11 protein-coding genes are annotated in these 15,705 nt (G+C 57.2%); all 11 read right to left on the bottom strand.

Translation table 11 applies throughout. The features are described from left to right. Window position 1: 1 nt before the first annotated feature. The 11 genes from OZX72_RS01825 to OZX72_RS01775 all read right to left on the bottom strand — a co-directional run bounded on the left by OZX72_RS01825 (window position 2) and on the right by OZX72_RS01775 (window position 15,572). Window positions 2–1,270: a hydroxymethylglutaryl-CoA reductase, degradative gene (locus tag OZX72_RS01825; RefSeq protein ID WP_277158752.1), complete on the bottom strand. Its 1,269-nt coding sequence runs from the start codon at window positions 1,268–1,270 to the stop codon at window positions 2–4. Then, the gene (locus OZX72_RS01820; protein ID WP_277158751.1) at window positions 1,267–2,442 is read right to left on the bottom strand and encodes a thiolase family protein; all 1,176 of its coding nucleotides are present in this window, start codon (window positions 2,440–2,442) and stop codon (window positions 1,267–1,269) included. Before OZX72_RS01820 ends, OZX72_RS01825 begins: the two co-directional genes overlap by 4 nt. Window positions 2,443–2,715: 273 nt before the next feature. Continuing rightward, window positions 2,716–3,981: a galactokinase gene (gene galK / locus OZX72_RS01815; protein WP_277159329.1), complete on the bottom strand. Its 1,266-nt coding sequence runs from the start codon at window positions 3,979–3,981 to the stop codon at window positions 2,716–2,718. A 130-nt stretch (window positions 3,982–4,111) separates the two neighbouring features. Beyond that, window positions 4,112–5,365 carry a galactose-1-phosphate uridylyltransferase gene (galT, locus tag OZX72_RS01810; protein ID WP_277158750.1) on the bottom strand — a complete coding sequence of 418 codons (1,254 nt, stop codon included), beginning with the start codon at window positions 5,363–5,365 and terminating at the stop codon, window positions 4,112–4,114. Between the two features lie 36 nt (window positions 5,366–5,401). After that, window positions 5,402–6,217 carry a DeoR/GlpR family DNA-binding transcription regulator gene (locus tag OZX72_RS01805; protein WP_277158749.1) on the bottom strand — a complete coding sequence of 272 codons (816 nt, stop codon included), beginning with the start codon at window positions 6,215–6,217 and terminating at the stop codon, window positions 5,402–5,404. Window positions 6,218–6,467: 250 nt separating this feature from the next. Further along, window positions 6,468–8,804 carry a transglycosylase domain-containing protein gene (locus OZX72_RS01800; protein WP_277158748.1) on the bottom strand — a complete coding sequence of 779 codons (2,337 nt, stop codon included), beginning with the start codon at window positions 8,802–8,804 and terminating at the stop codon, window positions 6,468–6,470. Window positions 8,805–9,041: 237 nt separating this feature from the next. Continuing rightward, window positions 9,042–9,755, bottom strand: a complete 714-nt coding sequence (locus tag OZX72_RS01795) for a Crp/Fnr family transcriptional regulator (RefSeq protein ID WP_277158747.1) — start codon at window positions 9,753–9,755, stop codon at window positions 9,042–9,044. Between the two features lie 81 nt (window positions 9,756–9,836). Next, on the bottom strand, window positions 9,837–10,910 hold the full coding sequence (locus OZX72_RS01790; RefSeq protein ID WP_277158746.1) for a lipoate--protein ligase family protein: 1,074 nt from the start codon (window positions 10,908–10,910) through the stop codon (window positions 9,837–9,839). Window positions 10,911–11,074: 164 nt separating this feature from the next. Beyond that, complete coding sequence (locus tag OZX72_RS01785) at window positions 11,075–11,695, bottom strand: NINE protein (protein WP_277158745.1); 621 nt, start codon at window positions 11,693–11,695, stop codon at window positions 11,075–11,077. 198 nt (window positions 11,696–11,893) lie between these two features. Beyond that, window positions 11,894–12,937, bottom strand: coding sequence for a 3-isopropylmalate dehydrogenase (locus tag OZX72_RS01780; protein WP_277158744.1), 1,044 nt, complete (start codon window positions 12,935–12,937; stop codon window positions 11,894–11,896). Window positions 12,938–13,070: 133 nt separating this feature from the next. Next, window positions 13,071–15,572, bottom strand: a complete 2,502-nt coding sequence (locus OZX72_RS01775) for a prolyl oligopeptidase family serine peptidase (RefSeq protein ID WP_277159328.1) — start codon at window positions 15,570–15,572, stop codon at window positions 13,071–13,073. Window positions 15,573–15,705 lie beyond the last annotated feature (133 nt).

The raw sequence follows: 15,705 nt of genomic DNA, 5'->3' as shown, positions 1-15,705 counted from the left end.
ATTACTTCGATGTATTACGTATTTGATTGAGAAGACTTACCGCCGTTCCCAAGCTGGCTTCCGCGGGATCGGCACGAAGTCCGGCGACCACTTGTTCCAGCTCATCCGGCTTGGCTCCGGCGGACATCGCCAGGCTTTTGAACTGCAGATTCATGTGGCCTTTCTGAATGCCGCGCGTCACCAGCGCCCGCATCGCCGAAAGGTTAGAGGCAAGGCCGACGCTGGCGATGATGCCCATGAGCCGCTTGGCATCCGGGTGATGCAACAGCTTGAGACTGAACTTGGCCATCGGCAGCGTTGACATCGCACCACCGACACTGCCCAAAGGCAGCGGAATATCGATACGGCCGACCAGCTGGCGACGTTCTTCGTCGATGGTCCATTTCGTCCACGTCCGACGCTGCTCGCTGAGATCGGCATAGGCGGCGGCGTTGATGTTTCTCGTGTCATTGCCGGTGGCGAGCACCACCGCATTGATACCATTCATGATGCCTTTGTTGTGCGTGGCAGCTCGCAAGGGCGAAATTTCTGCAAAGTGCGCTGCAGCAACGATACGGCGTGCCACCTGTTCCCCGTCCATGTCGCGGGTTGGCAGGTTATCGAAATCGATACGCGCTTGCGATTGCACACGCTGATTTTCGGCATTGTTGGAAAGTATCGCCATCAGCAAATCAAGCCCGTCAAGCCGCTCGGCACAATACTTTGCAACCGCTTCAGCGATAGTGTTAACCACGTTAGCGCCCATCGCCTCACCCGGGTCAATCAGTAGGTCGATTTCCTCGAAGCCTTCATCGCTTACGGAAACGCTGACCTTACGCAGCCCTCCCCCATGTGTCTCAAGACTCGGATGTGCATCGTGCGCGACCTTGCGGATTTCCGCTTCATGTTCGTGCACAAATGTCGGGAGCACCTCGGAATTCAAGGAGACACCGGTAAACACAATCTGCGCAGTGGTGCCGTCACGATGCACCGACGTATGTAAGCCGCCGGTACGGGCGATGCGATGCGCGGCGTTGCTAGCGGCAGCGATCACCGATGGTTCCTCGACGGCCATCGGAACCCGTAACGCCTCGCCATCAATCAGGAAATGGTCCGCCAAGCCAAGCGGTACCGGGAAATTGCCGATCTGGTTCTCGACCATATTGGCGGCCACGGCAGTAGGCAACGCCGGTTCGTCAACCAGCACACGTAAATCATCGTCATCAATCGCGTCTTCGCTCCGAAGCTGTGCAAGCCGTTCCGACGTGGAAAGCTCATAGAACTTCGTCATCGTATGCTCTCCACCTCCATGGCCACACCCTGCCCGCCGCCGACGCACAGCGCCGCGACGCCAAGCGCCTTGCCCGTTCGGCGCAGGTTATGAACGAGCGTAGTCAATATTCTCGCGCCTGACGCCCCTAGCGCGTGCCCGAGCGCGAGCGCGCCGCCGGAAATGTTGTAACGAGCCGGGTCGATGCCCAACTGTTCGCGCGTCAGCCACGCCTGGGTGGCGAACGCCTCGTTGACTTCATACAAATCGATGTCGACAACCCGCTGCCTGCAGCGTTCCAAGACTTTTTTGATGACCGGAATCGTGGCATAACCCATCTGGTCGGGCCGATAGCCGACCTCAGCATATCCGCGAATCACCGCCTGTGCTTTAAGGCCAAGTTCGCGCGCTTTTCCAGCCGTGGTGACCACCATCAAAGCGGCACCGTCACTCAATGGAGATGTATTACCTGCTGTAACAATACCTTCGGATTCATAGACGGGCTTAAGTTTGGAAAGTCCTTCCATGTTTGTTCCCGGTCGCATCGTCTCGTCACGTTCAAGCCCGCCGACCGGCAGCACTTCGTCATCGAAATACCCGGCGTTCCAAGCCGCATCAGCCTTACGCTGCGAATCGACCGCAAACTGGTCCAAGGTATCACGCTCCACGCCGAAACGCTTCGCCAGGTTTTCGGCGGTGACCCCCATGGCGTAGTCGCCGAAAGCGTCATTGAGCGCATCGTGATGCAAGGTGTCATGCCAATGGTCAAAATCAAATTCGTTTTTGCCGGTACGACGCGCGAAGGCGGTCGCGTTCGACATGCTTTCGGTACCACCGGCCAAGACCACATCAGCGTCACCCATCGCAACGGCACTTTGAGCCAAACGGATAGCCTTGAGACCGGAGCCGCAGACCTGATTGACGGTCATGGCCGTACCGGTAATCGGCATGCCCGCGCCGAGCTGGACCTGCCGCGCAACGTTCTGTTTGGAGCCGGTAGTGAGCACATTGCCCAGAATCACCTGGTCGAAGATTTCGGCAGGCAGACTGGACCGTTGCAATCCCCGTTTGGCCAGATCGGTCGCCATATCCACAGCGCTCATCCCGCTCAACGCGCCGCGAAATCTGCCCGTCCCAGTACGCCACGAAGCGGCGATGACCACATCGTCGTCACGAACCTGCGCCCCGTTCATCGCGCGCCCCCAAGAAATCCAAGATTCACCGAACCGTCGAACCGGCCACAGCCAAAATCCAACATGCGCATAAGCACAATCCTCCTAGCGCTTGCCAGATTAAGCGAAGACCGCAGAGACGCGAAAGGGCTGTGACGCTATCTCCACCAGCGTTCACAGCCCCTTTACCGATATCGCAAGTTCATCACAACTTCGACGCGATTTCATCATATTGTTAGATGATTGGCGCCCTGCACTTGCAATATCGTTACAATTCCATTTTGATTATCGTATTCACGCCTCTTTATGTGCCGAATCGGACGCAACGGCCGCCAAGGCACGCGGGGCGCGGAAGCCCTGATGCGCGAACTCGTCGGCGATGGCCTGAGCCACCGGACGTCCCTGGCCCTTGTCGACCAAAGCGATAATGGAACCCCCGAAACCGCCTCCAGTCATGCGGGCACCGTACGCACCGTGCTTACGCGCGACGTCGACCGCCACGTCCAGCTCGGGAACGGTAACCTCGTAATCCTTGGCCAACGAATCATGGGAGGCATTAAACAGACGCCCGGCCTCCTTAACGTCTCCAGCCGCGAATGCCTTCACAAACGCGGGCACACGCCAAATCTCGGTGACGACGTGACGTACGCGCTTTTTCATCGTCTCGTCCGGCAGCTTACCCAGCACATCCTGCAGTGCAGACTGCGCGGCATCCGCGTCGTCCCCCGCGGTTTCGGAAATTTTATCGGCAACAACACGTAGGTTTTCAACACCGAGCGCCTTCGCGGCATCTTCGCACATGCTGCGTCGCGCCTCGTACTGCCCGTCGTTGAGCTGGTGGTTCGCCTGTGTATCAACAACCAAAAGCTCCAGCCCCAACGAATCCAAATCGAAAGGCTGCTGCGAGACGCTGTGCAGCGCGTCGAGCTCCGGGCGGCAATCCAAAAGCAGCGCGTGGTTGGGCGTGCAACGCATCGAAGCGTTCTGGTCGAGACCACCTGTGGAGGCTCCGGCCATGTCGTTTTCGGCCTTCATTGCGGCCTGGATCAGCGTGACGCGGCCTTCGTCGCTGCCGCCGAAACCAAGCCCATAAATATCGTCAAGTGCAAGCGCCGTAGAACAGGTCATCGCGGCGGACGAGCTCAGCCCGCCACCGACCGGCACACACGAGACGAACGCGGCGTCGAAGCCTTTGACCGCGTCAAATCCGGCTTCGCGCAAGGCCCACGCCACCCCAATCGGATAGGCGGCCCAGCCGTCAACGTCTCGAGCTTTGAGCCCATCAAGGTCAGCGGTTATCGGCTTGCGATCGCCGAAACTGGAAACGACGCGCGCCACGCCGCTTTCTTTCGGCGCGACGGCAATGAACGTGCGGTGCGGCAGGGCAATCGGCAGGCAAAGTCCGGCATTATAATCGGTATGCTCGCCGATCAGGTTCACGCGCCCGGGCGCCGACCACACGCCGGCCGGGGCCTCGCCAAACGTGTCCACAAAAAGCTCGGCGACTTCGCCGACTGCATCCTTGGCATCAAGCGGCTCCAAGTATTGGACGTCTCTGATACTGGTCATCTGATTTCCTCCATGAAATAAATTTACTGACGATAACAGTGAGTAACGCAGGCAACAACGTTAACGACGCTAACAACACCAACGAAAGATAACGACGCCAACGATATAACCAGCAACACAATCAGTCGATGTCGATCGGTCCAAGCTCGTGGAAGCGGGCGGCGATGCGTTCCGGCGTGGTATCCGAAACCCACGCAGCCATGCCCGATTCGGAGCCGGCCAAATACTTGATCTTGTTGGCGGCGCGACGGAACGAGAAGAACTGCAGGTTGAGCCGGTAGTTCTCGCGGCGCTTGTCGTGAATCGGCGCCTGATGCCAGGCCGAAATATACGGCAAATCCATACCTTTGCCGTCACCCTTATCGAAGAAGGCATTGCCGCGGCGCAACAGATGCGAATACATCGAGGCCAAGTCCCAGCGTTCCTGATCGTTGAGCTCGTCAATCGTCAGCACGTCACGCACGGGAGCGACATGCACCTCCAAAGGCCAGCGGGCGGCGGCAGGAACGTAGGCGACCCAGCTGGAATTTCGCATCACGATGCGCGTACCGGCCGAAATTTCACCATTCATAATGTCACGCAGGAGGTTGCCACCAGTCTTCTCATGGTAGGCTTGCGTATGCTTGAGTTCGGTTTCCATCTTCGGCGGGATGAACGGATAGCAATAGACCTGGCCGTGCGGATGAGCCAGCGAGACGCCGATTTCCGCGCCGTGGTTTTCGAAGGGGAAGATCTGCTCAATGCCGTCGATATGCGAGATTTCGGCGGTGCGGAAGGCCCAAGCCTCAACGACCGTGCGCAGACGCGAAACCGGAAGGTCCGCAGGCAGGCCGTTTTCGTTCGGGTCGAAGCAGATGACCTCGCAACGTCCGGCGGCAGGCTTCTGCCCCCACAGCGGATTGCCATCTACGTCGGTGACGACGTTCGGCACGCCGGGCACCTGCACCATTGAAGGGAAACGATTCTCGAAAATGACCACGTCGTAATCGGTGTCAGGCACTTCCCCATCCTGATACGGGTCGCCAGGTTTACGGGCGGCAAGCGGGTTGCCCTTGGCCGTGGCCCCCGGTCCGGCGGTAATCGGCCGGTTCATGCGGGCCGCCGCCATTGGAATCCAGTCACCGGTCAGCGGGTCGCGGCGCATGATCGGCTCGGCGTACGGTACTTCGTTGCCATCGGCGTCGCGGTGCGGTGCGAAACGATCGGCCAATGGGCGCGGGTCAACCAACTCGCGGGTTTTGGCGCCGGAAACATATTCAGGGTCGTCGTCCAGATAGAAGAAATCGCGTCCGTCCGCCAGCTTAGTCGGCGTGACACGGATATGCTCAGACGCATATTTTCCGGGGTGATAGTACTTGAATTCCTGCTGCTTCATTGCTGTTCCTTTGCGTAGGTTTTTGATTTTCGACGTTCAGTCTTCGACTTGCCCCGGGCCTTTGGTGAGGACCAAATGGTTGACCAGCTTGCGCGTCTCCTCGGCCGAAGTCGGGTCGAGCCCGTCGTCGGTGATGAGGGTGTCGACCTGGTCGAAGCGGGCGAACAGAGAAAGCGAAGTACAACTCCACTTGGTGTGGTCGGTCAGGATGATGGTCCTGTCGGCGATGTCCATCATGGCCATGTCCGTAGCGGCCTCGAGCGAGTTGGGCATGAGGAAGCCGCGAGGTATCGAGACGGAATGGGTTCCGAGAAATACGGTATTGACGCGCAGAGATTCGATGACCTTGTCGGAAATCGGGCCGACCAGCGAGTTCGAACGGGTGATCACACCGCCGGTGACGATGACCTCGACGTCTTTCGATTCCAGAGCCTGCACCAGTTCCGCCACAGGGATGGAGTTGGTGAGGATGGTGATATTGCTCGCACGCTGGCTTTCCAGCAGATGCTGAGCAAAGATATACGACGTTGTGCCGCCACCGATGGCAATCACGTCGCCGGGCGAAACGTACTTGACGGCTTCCTGCGCGATTGAATCCTTGAGCCCGATGTCCATCTGCGATTTGACGGAGAATAACGGCTCGCTCAAAAGCGTGCTCGTAGTCACTGCCCCGCCGTGGACACGTTTCAAGAGCCCTTTATCGGCCAAGTCGGCGATATCGCGACGCACTGTCATCGCCGAGACACCGAGCTCCTTGGAAAGCGCGGTGATGCGCACCGCACCTCGGGTGCGAAGCCTGCTTAAGATCAAATGCTGACGCTGTGACGAAATCATATGAACATTATCGCACAAATATGCGCATCAAACAAACCCACTTGAGCGTTTCACTTGGTAGGTATACCAAAACCGAACATTTTGACACCGAAAAATATCGATATTTCAGTACTTCTGAACAAAATCCGCCATAACGCGATATATTACGAATGGCCTCAAAGATTACGAATTGCAAATTACCAATTCCGAAGCTGGTGGCAATATCAACCCATATCCGGCAGATATCCCAAAATATCCAATCAAGCTCGCACGGCACAAACGTTCAGGCTCACTGCCCGCCATTTGTCTGAGCCCGCTGCTGCGGCTGCGCGGTGGCATTGCCACCTTGCGGTAGCTGTTGCTGCTGGACCTGAGGCTGCTGGGTCTGGGTCCGCGGTTGTTGTTGCTGAGTCCCTTGCCCGTTGTTATAGAAATTGGGGGTGACGGACTGGCCGTTGGTGGTAGGTATGCTTGCACCGCCCGTATACTTCGGGTCCGGGTTGCCGTAACTGTTGTCGACAGGGGCCTGGATATCGGCAAGGTACCTGTTCATGAAGTCCTTCCAGGCCGGGGTGGCGATATACATGCCGTACCACTGGCCGTAGGACTTGTGGTTGATGGTCTTGCCAGTGAAGGAAATCGGCACCTCTGCGTTGTTCACGGAAACGAACGAAGCGACCTGGTTGGGCGAGAAGCCACCGGTGGTCATATACGTGTCCTCGTTGGTGCCTGTTTTGGCGAAGGTCTTGCGCCCACCGTCAAGCTGGGTGGTGGCCGCCTCGCCTCCGGGCTGGACCACGCCTTGGTTCATCGCGTAGGCGACAGTCTGAGCGATGCCGGGCTCGATGGCCTGATGGCAGTTGGCCGAAGGCACCTTGATGGATTTGCCGGCCTTGTTGACAACCTTCTTCAATGCGATCGGAGTGCATTGAACGCCATTGGCACCCAGGGTGCCGTAGACGTTGGCCATCGTCAGCGGCGAGGCCGCCACCGAACCGATTGTCATCGAACCATTGAAACGTTCCAGCGATTTACGCGTGGACGGATCGGGGTCGCCTGAAGCGTTGTGGTAACCGACCGCTTTCGCGGCCTCGCCGATGGGGCACAGTCCTATTTGTTGGGCCATGCCGGCCTGCGTGGTGTTGTGCGAGCGGATGAGGCCCTGAAGCGGGGACTCCACGCTGGCCGTGCCACCCTCGGAGTTGTGCACGCTCCAGCCGTAAGGCTGCCCGTCGTAGTTGGTGCAGCGGAACGAACCGACCGGATAGTAGCTACTCAGACGCAAGGGCTGGGTGATCGATTTGCCTGATTGCATCCACGCCACCAGATTGATGGGCTTCCAAGTGGAGCCGACGCCCCAACCGCCGCCACCGCCGTCCTTCTCATCCACGGCGTAGTTGACGGAGGTATGTGTCGGATCGGAACGGGCCGCATCCGTTGGGTCGTATACACGGTTGATGCCGAACCCGAGCACTTCCCCGGTGCCGGGTTTGATGGCCGCAATGGTTACCTCGAAACCGCTGGGATCATCGACCGGAATGGTGTCACGCGCCGCCTGCATGGCATCAGCGTTGGCATGCACGTCCATCGTGGTGTAGATGTTGAGTCCACCTTCGTTGAGCAGCCTGTTACGATCGGCCTCAGTCTTGCCGAATTCCTTGGAATTGAGGATCTGCTTGGTGGCATAATCGCAGAAGAATCCTGCGTCACCGGCGACCTGGCAGCCGATCTGCGTGGAATTATCCTGCAGGTTCAGCGTGCTTGCAATCGGCTCGGCACGGTATTTGTCGTGGTCGCCCTGCGAAATGAAATGTTGCTGCAGCATCAGGTCGAGCACAATGTTGCGCTGTTTCTGGGCCTCGGGTTGATTTTCCGGAACGGAGGGATCATACTTGGCCGGATTCTTGGTGATGGCCGCGATGGTGGCAGCCTGCCCGACGTTGAGGTCGGCCGCGGAAACGTTGAAGTAACGCTTCGCGGCGGTCTCGACGCCATAAAGATTGTTGCGCCCGAACTGCGCGATGTTGAGGTAGCCCTGCAGAATCTCGGGCTTGCTATACTGCTTCTCCATCTGTACTGCGATAAGCATCTCGCGTATCTTACGGGCGATGGTGTCCTCGGAAGCGTGGTATTCGGCGATCGGGTCGTTCTTTTCCTTTGCCTCGATAAGCAGCACATTCTTGACATACTGCTGCGTCAGCGACGAGCCGCCCTGGGTATCGCCGTGCTTGATGAAGGTCTGGATGAACGCTCGAAGCACGCCCTGCATATCCACGCCGGCATGCTCGAAGAAACGGCGGTCCTCACGCGCGACCACAGCCTGCTGCATGGGCTGCGAGACCTGACGAAGCGGCACCACGGTGCGGTTTTGCGCGTAGAAGGAAGCGATGACGGTTTTGCCGTCGGAAGCGTAAATGGTGGATTTCTGCGGCAGGCTGGTGACGTCGAAATCGATGTTTTCCGTCTTGAGCGACGGTGCGATGGTGCGGGCGACGCCATTGAGGCCGAGCACACCAGGTACGAAGAACATCCCGCCGACCACGCCACCGGCGATACAAAGGGTGACATAGGTCAGGAGCAGTGCAATCACGCGCCGCGCGGTGAGGTTGTTCTTCATTTGAGGCATGGTGTCATTCTAGGATATCGCCTCTACCGAAACAGCCGATTGTCTGGCCTTATCGCCCATTGCGTACTCCACTCGGAGAGTCTCAAGAAGTTGCGGAAAGCGAGCCGAAAGAACGATAATGAATATCGATAAAAAGTACCGAAAACAGCTACCGGCAATAACCGCAGATAACAATTCGCGGCCCGAAGTGCAAGGCAACGGGTCGCGAATATAACCAAAATAGGACGAAATGATGAATCAGTGACGGGAGCGACGAATCAGCGCACCCGGCTGATAGATGATGATGGAACGGCCTTCGCGTGCAATCCAGCCACGGTTGGCGAAGTCCATCAACGCCTTGTTGACCGTTTCACGCGAGGAACCCACGAGCTGGGCCATCTCCTCCTGCGTCAGGTCGTGCGGCACCTTCACTCCGGATTCCACCGGTTCGCCGAAGCGGGAAGCCAGGTCGAGCAACGTCTTGGCCAGGCGCGCAGGAACATCCATGAAGACCAGATCGGAAATCTGCTCGTTGTTGGCACGCATACGGTTGGCCATCACCTGCAGCATATCCACGGCCACACGCGGATGCTTGTTGAGCCAGGTGAAAAGTGTGTCATGCTCGAGCCAGCCAACCTGCGTACCGTTGTTCATTGCAATAGCAGAAGCCGTACGTGGCCCGCCTGCGGGATCGAAAACGGGAATTTCGCCGAGAATATCACCGCGGGTGTGGATACTCAAAAGCTGCACGCGGTTATCGCTCGCCTCACGAGTGAGCTTCACCTTGCCACTTTCCAACAGATACATGCGTTGATCGGTGGAACCTTCATGGAAGATGTAATCACCTTTTTCAAATTCCGCACGCTTCATGTACGGCATGAGCTCCTCCGCGTCGGCGTGGGAGACATGCTTGAACAATGCCGTCTGCAGAAGTTCATTGTCCGGTTCACTTGCCCCATTCGGACTAGCCACGAGATCGCACCTCCAAATATTCGCTTGCGTCGCCATCTAAAATTTCTTTGCCTTAAAAACTTTGGCGAATTTAAATCTACATTAATTGTAGCTCAGCTTGGCATATGTTTCGAGGTAAGAGGAAAGCGCTTCAAACTTCATACCCGTTTGCCGTTTGATCGGCGCGACGCGTTTGACGGCTGATTTGACGGATTTGTCGCGCATTTTTTCGGGCGAAGTGTTGAGTATCCTTCCCATTTTTTCGGCATCGATGTCATAGGCAAGGGTGACGTGGTGCAACAACGCCCCCGGCCCACCGCCTTTCGACGAGAAGAGACGTTGCGCCGCCCCCCCTATCTTGCCCTGCTCGCAGGAGATATCGTTGGTACCGCTGAAAAACGCCGGAATACCAAGGTTTTGCAGCGCATCAATCACCCATTGATCGCACAGGCGGAACGAATCTTCGAGCGAGAGCGAAGCCGTAAAACTCTTGGGCGCATAGAGTGAGTAGGTAATGACCTTGCCCGGTTCAATGAACATCGCACCCCCACCGGTAGTGCGGCGAACAACCTCAAAACCCTCGCGTTGCGCGACTTTCGCATCCACCTCACGCTCGATTGATTGGAATCTGCCGACCACAACCGCCGGTTCCGACCAGCGCCAAAAACGCAGTGTCGCAGGCCTAACACCGGCTGCCACCTGCCGCGCCCATTCCTCGTCCGTCACCATCTGTTCTGCGGGGCTACGAAGGATGTCGTGCACCACCAACGGGTGCAACGACTTCCAACGCTTTTGATGGAGTTGATGGGAAACGTCATTATTTGACGTCAATTTGTCTAGAACATCACCAACACCAACATTTGCACGAATTGAACGGCCCGTTTCGTCTGAAGAACCGTTTTTTTCTGTCCGCAAAGCCCTTTGGTAGGCGGTTGATATCGCAACGTCGTCGACACCCACCAGCTTGACCGAGGGATACCGTCGAAATACGTCCGCCAACGGACTGCCGGAAACAAGGGCTACCGCAAGATCGGAAAGCATGGCTTTGGCGGCATCATCGTCACCCAGAACAAAAAAATCGCCATCAATCGTGCAGGAAACTGGCTTGCCTGCTCCGTTAACAACGGCCTCGACCCCGACAAGTTTGCCTCCGGGAGTCTTGTATTCGCCACGCATGAAACCTCACCATATCAAAGCGGTGCGGAAAACGCCGACAAAGCGTTTCCTGCACCGCATCAAAACAACAGATCGATCTCTAAAATAATCTTTAAGATCCGGATAGCCAAAACCGGCCTATCTTATGACATTAATTTCAATGTCGTATTCAAGCCAAAGCGCGGCTATTCCCGCAGTTCGACACCTCTGGCGTCCCTATGCCAAGGCGAACCGTAATTGGAGCTCAGAATGAGCACACCTTCGATCAGCCCCCAGATGAAGGCTGCGACGGGGCCGAGCCCGAAAAGAATCCATCCGACCAAGGTCAGCGCCAACTGGCCCGCAGCTTTGCCGTAGTGGCCGAGGTAGAAATTGTGGACGCCGAGCCATCCCAAAAAGATGCCCAAGAGTCCGGCAGCCATCTTGCTTTTGGGCTGATAACCATAAGGCAGAGGCTGCGGCTGGCCATATTGCGCAGCGTAGGGCTGACCTTGCGGGTAGCTTTGGTTCGCGGCATATGGCTGGCTGTAGCTGCCAGACGCATAACCATAGCTGGCCTGCGTATAACCGGACTGGCCGTAATCCGGCTGGCCATATTGCGGCTGCTGCGGCTGACCGTAAGCTGCCTGCCCATAGTTCGGTTGCGGATTGGTTTGGGCGGCGCCGCCCTGAGCATAACCGGGTTGAGAGTACTGCTGTCCCTGATACTGGCCATAAGAACTGCCGTACTGGCCTTGCGGAATGTTGGAACCTTGCGGGGTCTGGCCCCCGGGCTGCCCGACTTGTGGATCTGGTGTATCGTTCATGTCCCTAATCTTAGTCCAAACGGTCGAAACCAAAATGCAAGAATACTGAAAAATGGCTGAAAACCGTAGCGCAGTTATCACTTTTGGATATAAAAATCGGGTGCCCTTCTTTGCGGAAAACACCCGAAACCCATGAATAGCAATATATTCTATTGGGTTATTTTTTATTATCTAATATTATTGGTCGTCATTTCAAAATCATAGACGCGCGAGAATATCCCGTCCGACTTCAGCTGTGGTACGCTGCTTTTTCGCATTTTCGGCGATATCATCCTCGACGACCTTCTCAATGCGCTCGGCCGGCTCGTCCATGCCGAGGTGACGTAGCAGCATCGCGGTGGAGAGGATGGTGGCGGTCGGATTGGCGATGCCCTTGCCCGCGATGTCGGGCGCGGAGCCGTGGATGGGCTCGAACATCGAGGGATACTCGTTGCTGGCGTTGATGCAGCCGGACGCCGAATAGCCGACGCCGCCCACCACGGCACCTGCCTCGTCGGTGATGATGTCGCCAAAGAGGTTGTCGGTCAGGATCACGTCGAAACGACTCGGATCGGTGACCATGAAGATGGTGGTCGCGTCGATGTGCAGGTAGTCGTGGCTGACTTCAGGGTATTCCTCGCCCACCTTGTCGACGATGCGCTGCCACATATCGCCGGCGTTGACCAGCACGTTCTTCTTGTGGACCAGCGTGATGTGCTTCCTGCGCTTCATCGCTAGGTCGTAGGCGTAGCGTACCACGCGCTCGACGCCGTAGGCCGTGTTGGTGGAGACTTCGGTGGCCACCTCCTGCGGAGTGTTCTTGCGGATCGCGCCGCCGACGCCACAATACATGCCCTCGGTGCCTTCACGAACCACGACGAAATCAATGTTGCCAGGGTTCTTCAATGGCGACTCAACGCCCTTGTAAAGCTTGGACGGGCGGAGGTTCACGTACTGGTCGAGATCGAAACGCAGCTTCAAAAGCAGACCACGCTCAAGCAAACCGGCTGGTACGTCGAGTCGGGGGTCGCCGATGGCCCCCAACAGAATGGCATCGGTCTTCTTGATACGCTCAAGATCCTCGTCGGGCAGTATCGCCCCATCACGCACATAGCGTTGGGAGCCAAGATCAAAGTCCTCGTACTCGAAGTCGGCCACGCCTTGCGTAGCCTTCTCCATGACCGCTTGGGCCGGTGGAATGATTTCCTTGCCAATGCCGTCGCCTGGAATGACGGCGATATGATATGTTTTTTTAGTGCTCATAGCCGTGACAATAGTCGCGAACATCACACTGTCCACTATTTGGTCCGGAAAATGGACATTCTCGCAAGGCACGTCAAAACCAGGATGGGCTTCTTGCAAAGCACACCGGTTCTCCGCCGCCCGCAAATCCAGCCTAATCCTCAATTCCCATCGCGTTGAGGCACCAGGCGTTTTCGTCGCTGACTTCCTGCCACTGCTTGTAACGACCAGAAGTGCCGCCGTGACCGGCCTCGACCTCTACGCGCACGATGGCGTCCACACCCTGCGACTGCAGGCGGGCGATCCACTTGAGCGGTTCCACATACAGCACGCGAGTATCGTTCAGCGAGGTAGTGGCAAAAATCTTCGGGTAGCGCGAGGCGAGGTTCACTTTTTGTTCGGCGGAATGGACAGAATGGCTTGAAGTATCGTCCGTGCCATCCTCGTTCAATGGCATGGCGCTCGGAGAACCATTATTGCCGTCCGCACGTTTTCCACTTTCCGCAGCAGCCTCACCCTGCCAGTGGCCAAACGGCGCGTTTTCATACGGCGAATAGGACTTCATGTAATCATAAACAGTCTTGTCGTGAAGCGGATCGCCCCACTCGTCCCATTCAGTGACCGTCAGCGGCAATGAAGGGTCAAGTATCGAGGTGAGCGCGTCTACGAACGGCACGTCGGCTTCGATGCCCGCATAACATTGTGGAGCCATATTCGCCACGGCACCCATGAGTAGTCCGCCGGCCGAACCACCGTTGGCGACAGTGCGTTCAGGGTCGGCGAGACCGGCCTGTTGCAAGGCTTTGGTACCGTCCACGAAATCCGTAAAAGTATTACGCTTACTGAGTCTTCGACCTTGCTCATACCAAGCACGGCCCATCTCGCCGCCGCCGCGCACGTGCACCACGGCATAGAGCACGCCACGGTCGAGCATGCTCACGCGGGCCATGGAAAAACCGGGATCACTGTTGGATTCGTAAGCTCCGTAACCGGTGATGAACATTGGACCGGCAGATCGCAAAGTTCGACATTCCGAATCGTTGTCACCGTTCAATTCAGCATAATTTCCAGAAGCATTTCCAGTTTGCGGAGCAGGACCAACGTTCACGACATTTTCAGCAACATCCAGCAAATCAATACCGCTTAGGTCGTCGCCCAGCACCGCCATAGCCTCGCAGCAATCCGGACGCCAGACCAGCGAAACCGGCACCAGCTCGCCGTCGCGCACTCGCACCCAGATACGCCGTTCTCGGTAATTCTTCGCATCAAAACCGCCATGAACCTTCGCCTGCTTGAGCAGTTTGCTCTCACCAGTGGCTACGTCGAGCTCACGCAGCTGTCCCGGTTGCGTATAGCTTGAGAACGAGTAACGCATGCGCGGCACATCATAAGAGGGATTGCCGCCCGCGGCGATGGAATACAAACGTTCGTTTCCGTCTTCCGTTTCCGGCTTCAACTCTTTGAAATGCCACGGCCGGTGCGCCAAAAAGTCCTTAAGGGCTTCGCTCTTTGTCATCACAGCAACATGCGGCAGGCTGTCGCTGCGATAGCTCAGTACCACGAAATTGTGGTACATCGAGATACCCTCGATACCAAGCCCGCGAGCGCCTTGCAGAATTTCGGGATTATCGGGATTACTATACGGCGTATTCACTGGTTTCCCGCTCGCACCCGATTCCACTTCATCGCCGCGCTCGCACCCGTACGGCGACCCCTGTGCGACGATTACACCCTCACCCAATGAATAAGGCGGTTCGTGCGAGCCCAGATCGACCACATCCACCTCGAAATTCGGGTTCTTCGCATTGTGATAGACCAGCGCCAGCGGAATGTCGGAACCACCTTCGCCTGCGCCTTCAAATCGCGCGAAACTCACGTCGTATTCGACGCCTTCCTGACGCGGAATAAACGCACGGAACTCGCCTTCCGGATTGTCGACCGGCAACATCAGCACCTCGCTGGTGGTTTTGGAAGAGCAGCCGATAACCACGTTGCGTTCATCGAAGCTCAGCCCGACACCAACCCAGAATCGCTCGTCGTTTTCGCGGAACACCTCGACGTCGTCATCGACGCTGGTTCCGACTTCGTGCCGGCAAACCGCATACGGCCGCCACGAGGAATCGAGCAACGTATAGAACACCCACTTGCCGTCGGGCGTGAAGCAAGCTTCCGCAATCCCCTTGAAGACTTCAGACAGCTCGTGCCCATCCTCAAGGCTGCGGATGCGGTAATCGTAGCGTTCACTGCCAGCTGTATCAACGCCATAAAGCAGCCAGCGACCGTCTCGTGTCAGGTCGAGCCCGCCCAAACGGAAGAAATCGTGACCCTTTGCCTCCACGTTCGGGTCAAAGACGACTTGCTCTCCGGGCATCGAACCTGGTGCATCGACGGCCTTGATGTGCGGCGGATCCCAGTCGTCCGGTCCGGCAATCGGCAAACGGCACTGCACACCATATTGCAGGCCCTCCTGCGTACGCACGAAATACCAATAACCATCCATTCGTGTTGGCACCGACATGTCGGTCTCGTCGACGCGAGACTTGAGCTCCTCAAAGAGCTTGTGTTTGAGCCCGTCAAAACCGGCCGTCTTCGCTTGGTAATAGTCGTTTTCCTCGAGCACGAGCCGTTTCAAATCCGGCGAATTCTTGTCGCGCATCCACTCATACGGATCGATGAACGTATCGCCATGCACCGTACGGGCGTGCGGTTCGCATTTTGCGCGCGGAACGTGCAAAGCCTGCAATGTAGGCGGAATATCAGCGGATGTAATATCATCGGACTGCGCCGAC

Origin of the sequence: Bifidobacterium sp. ESL0769 (assembly GCF_029395495.1) — a bacterium.
Lineage (GTDB): Bacteria > Actinomycetota > Actinomycetes > Actinomycetales > Bifidobacteriaceae > Bifidobacterium.
The sequence above is the reverse complement of the archived record's forward strand: the minus strand, read 5'-3'. Positions and strand labels throughout refer to the sequence as shown.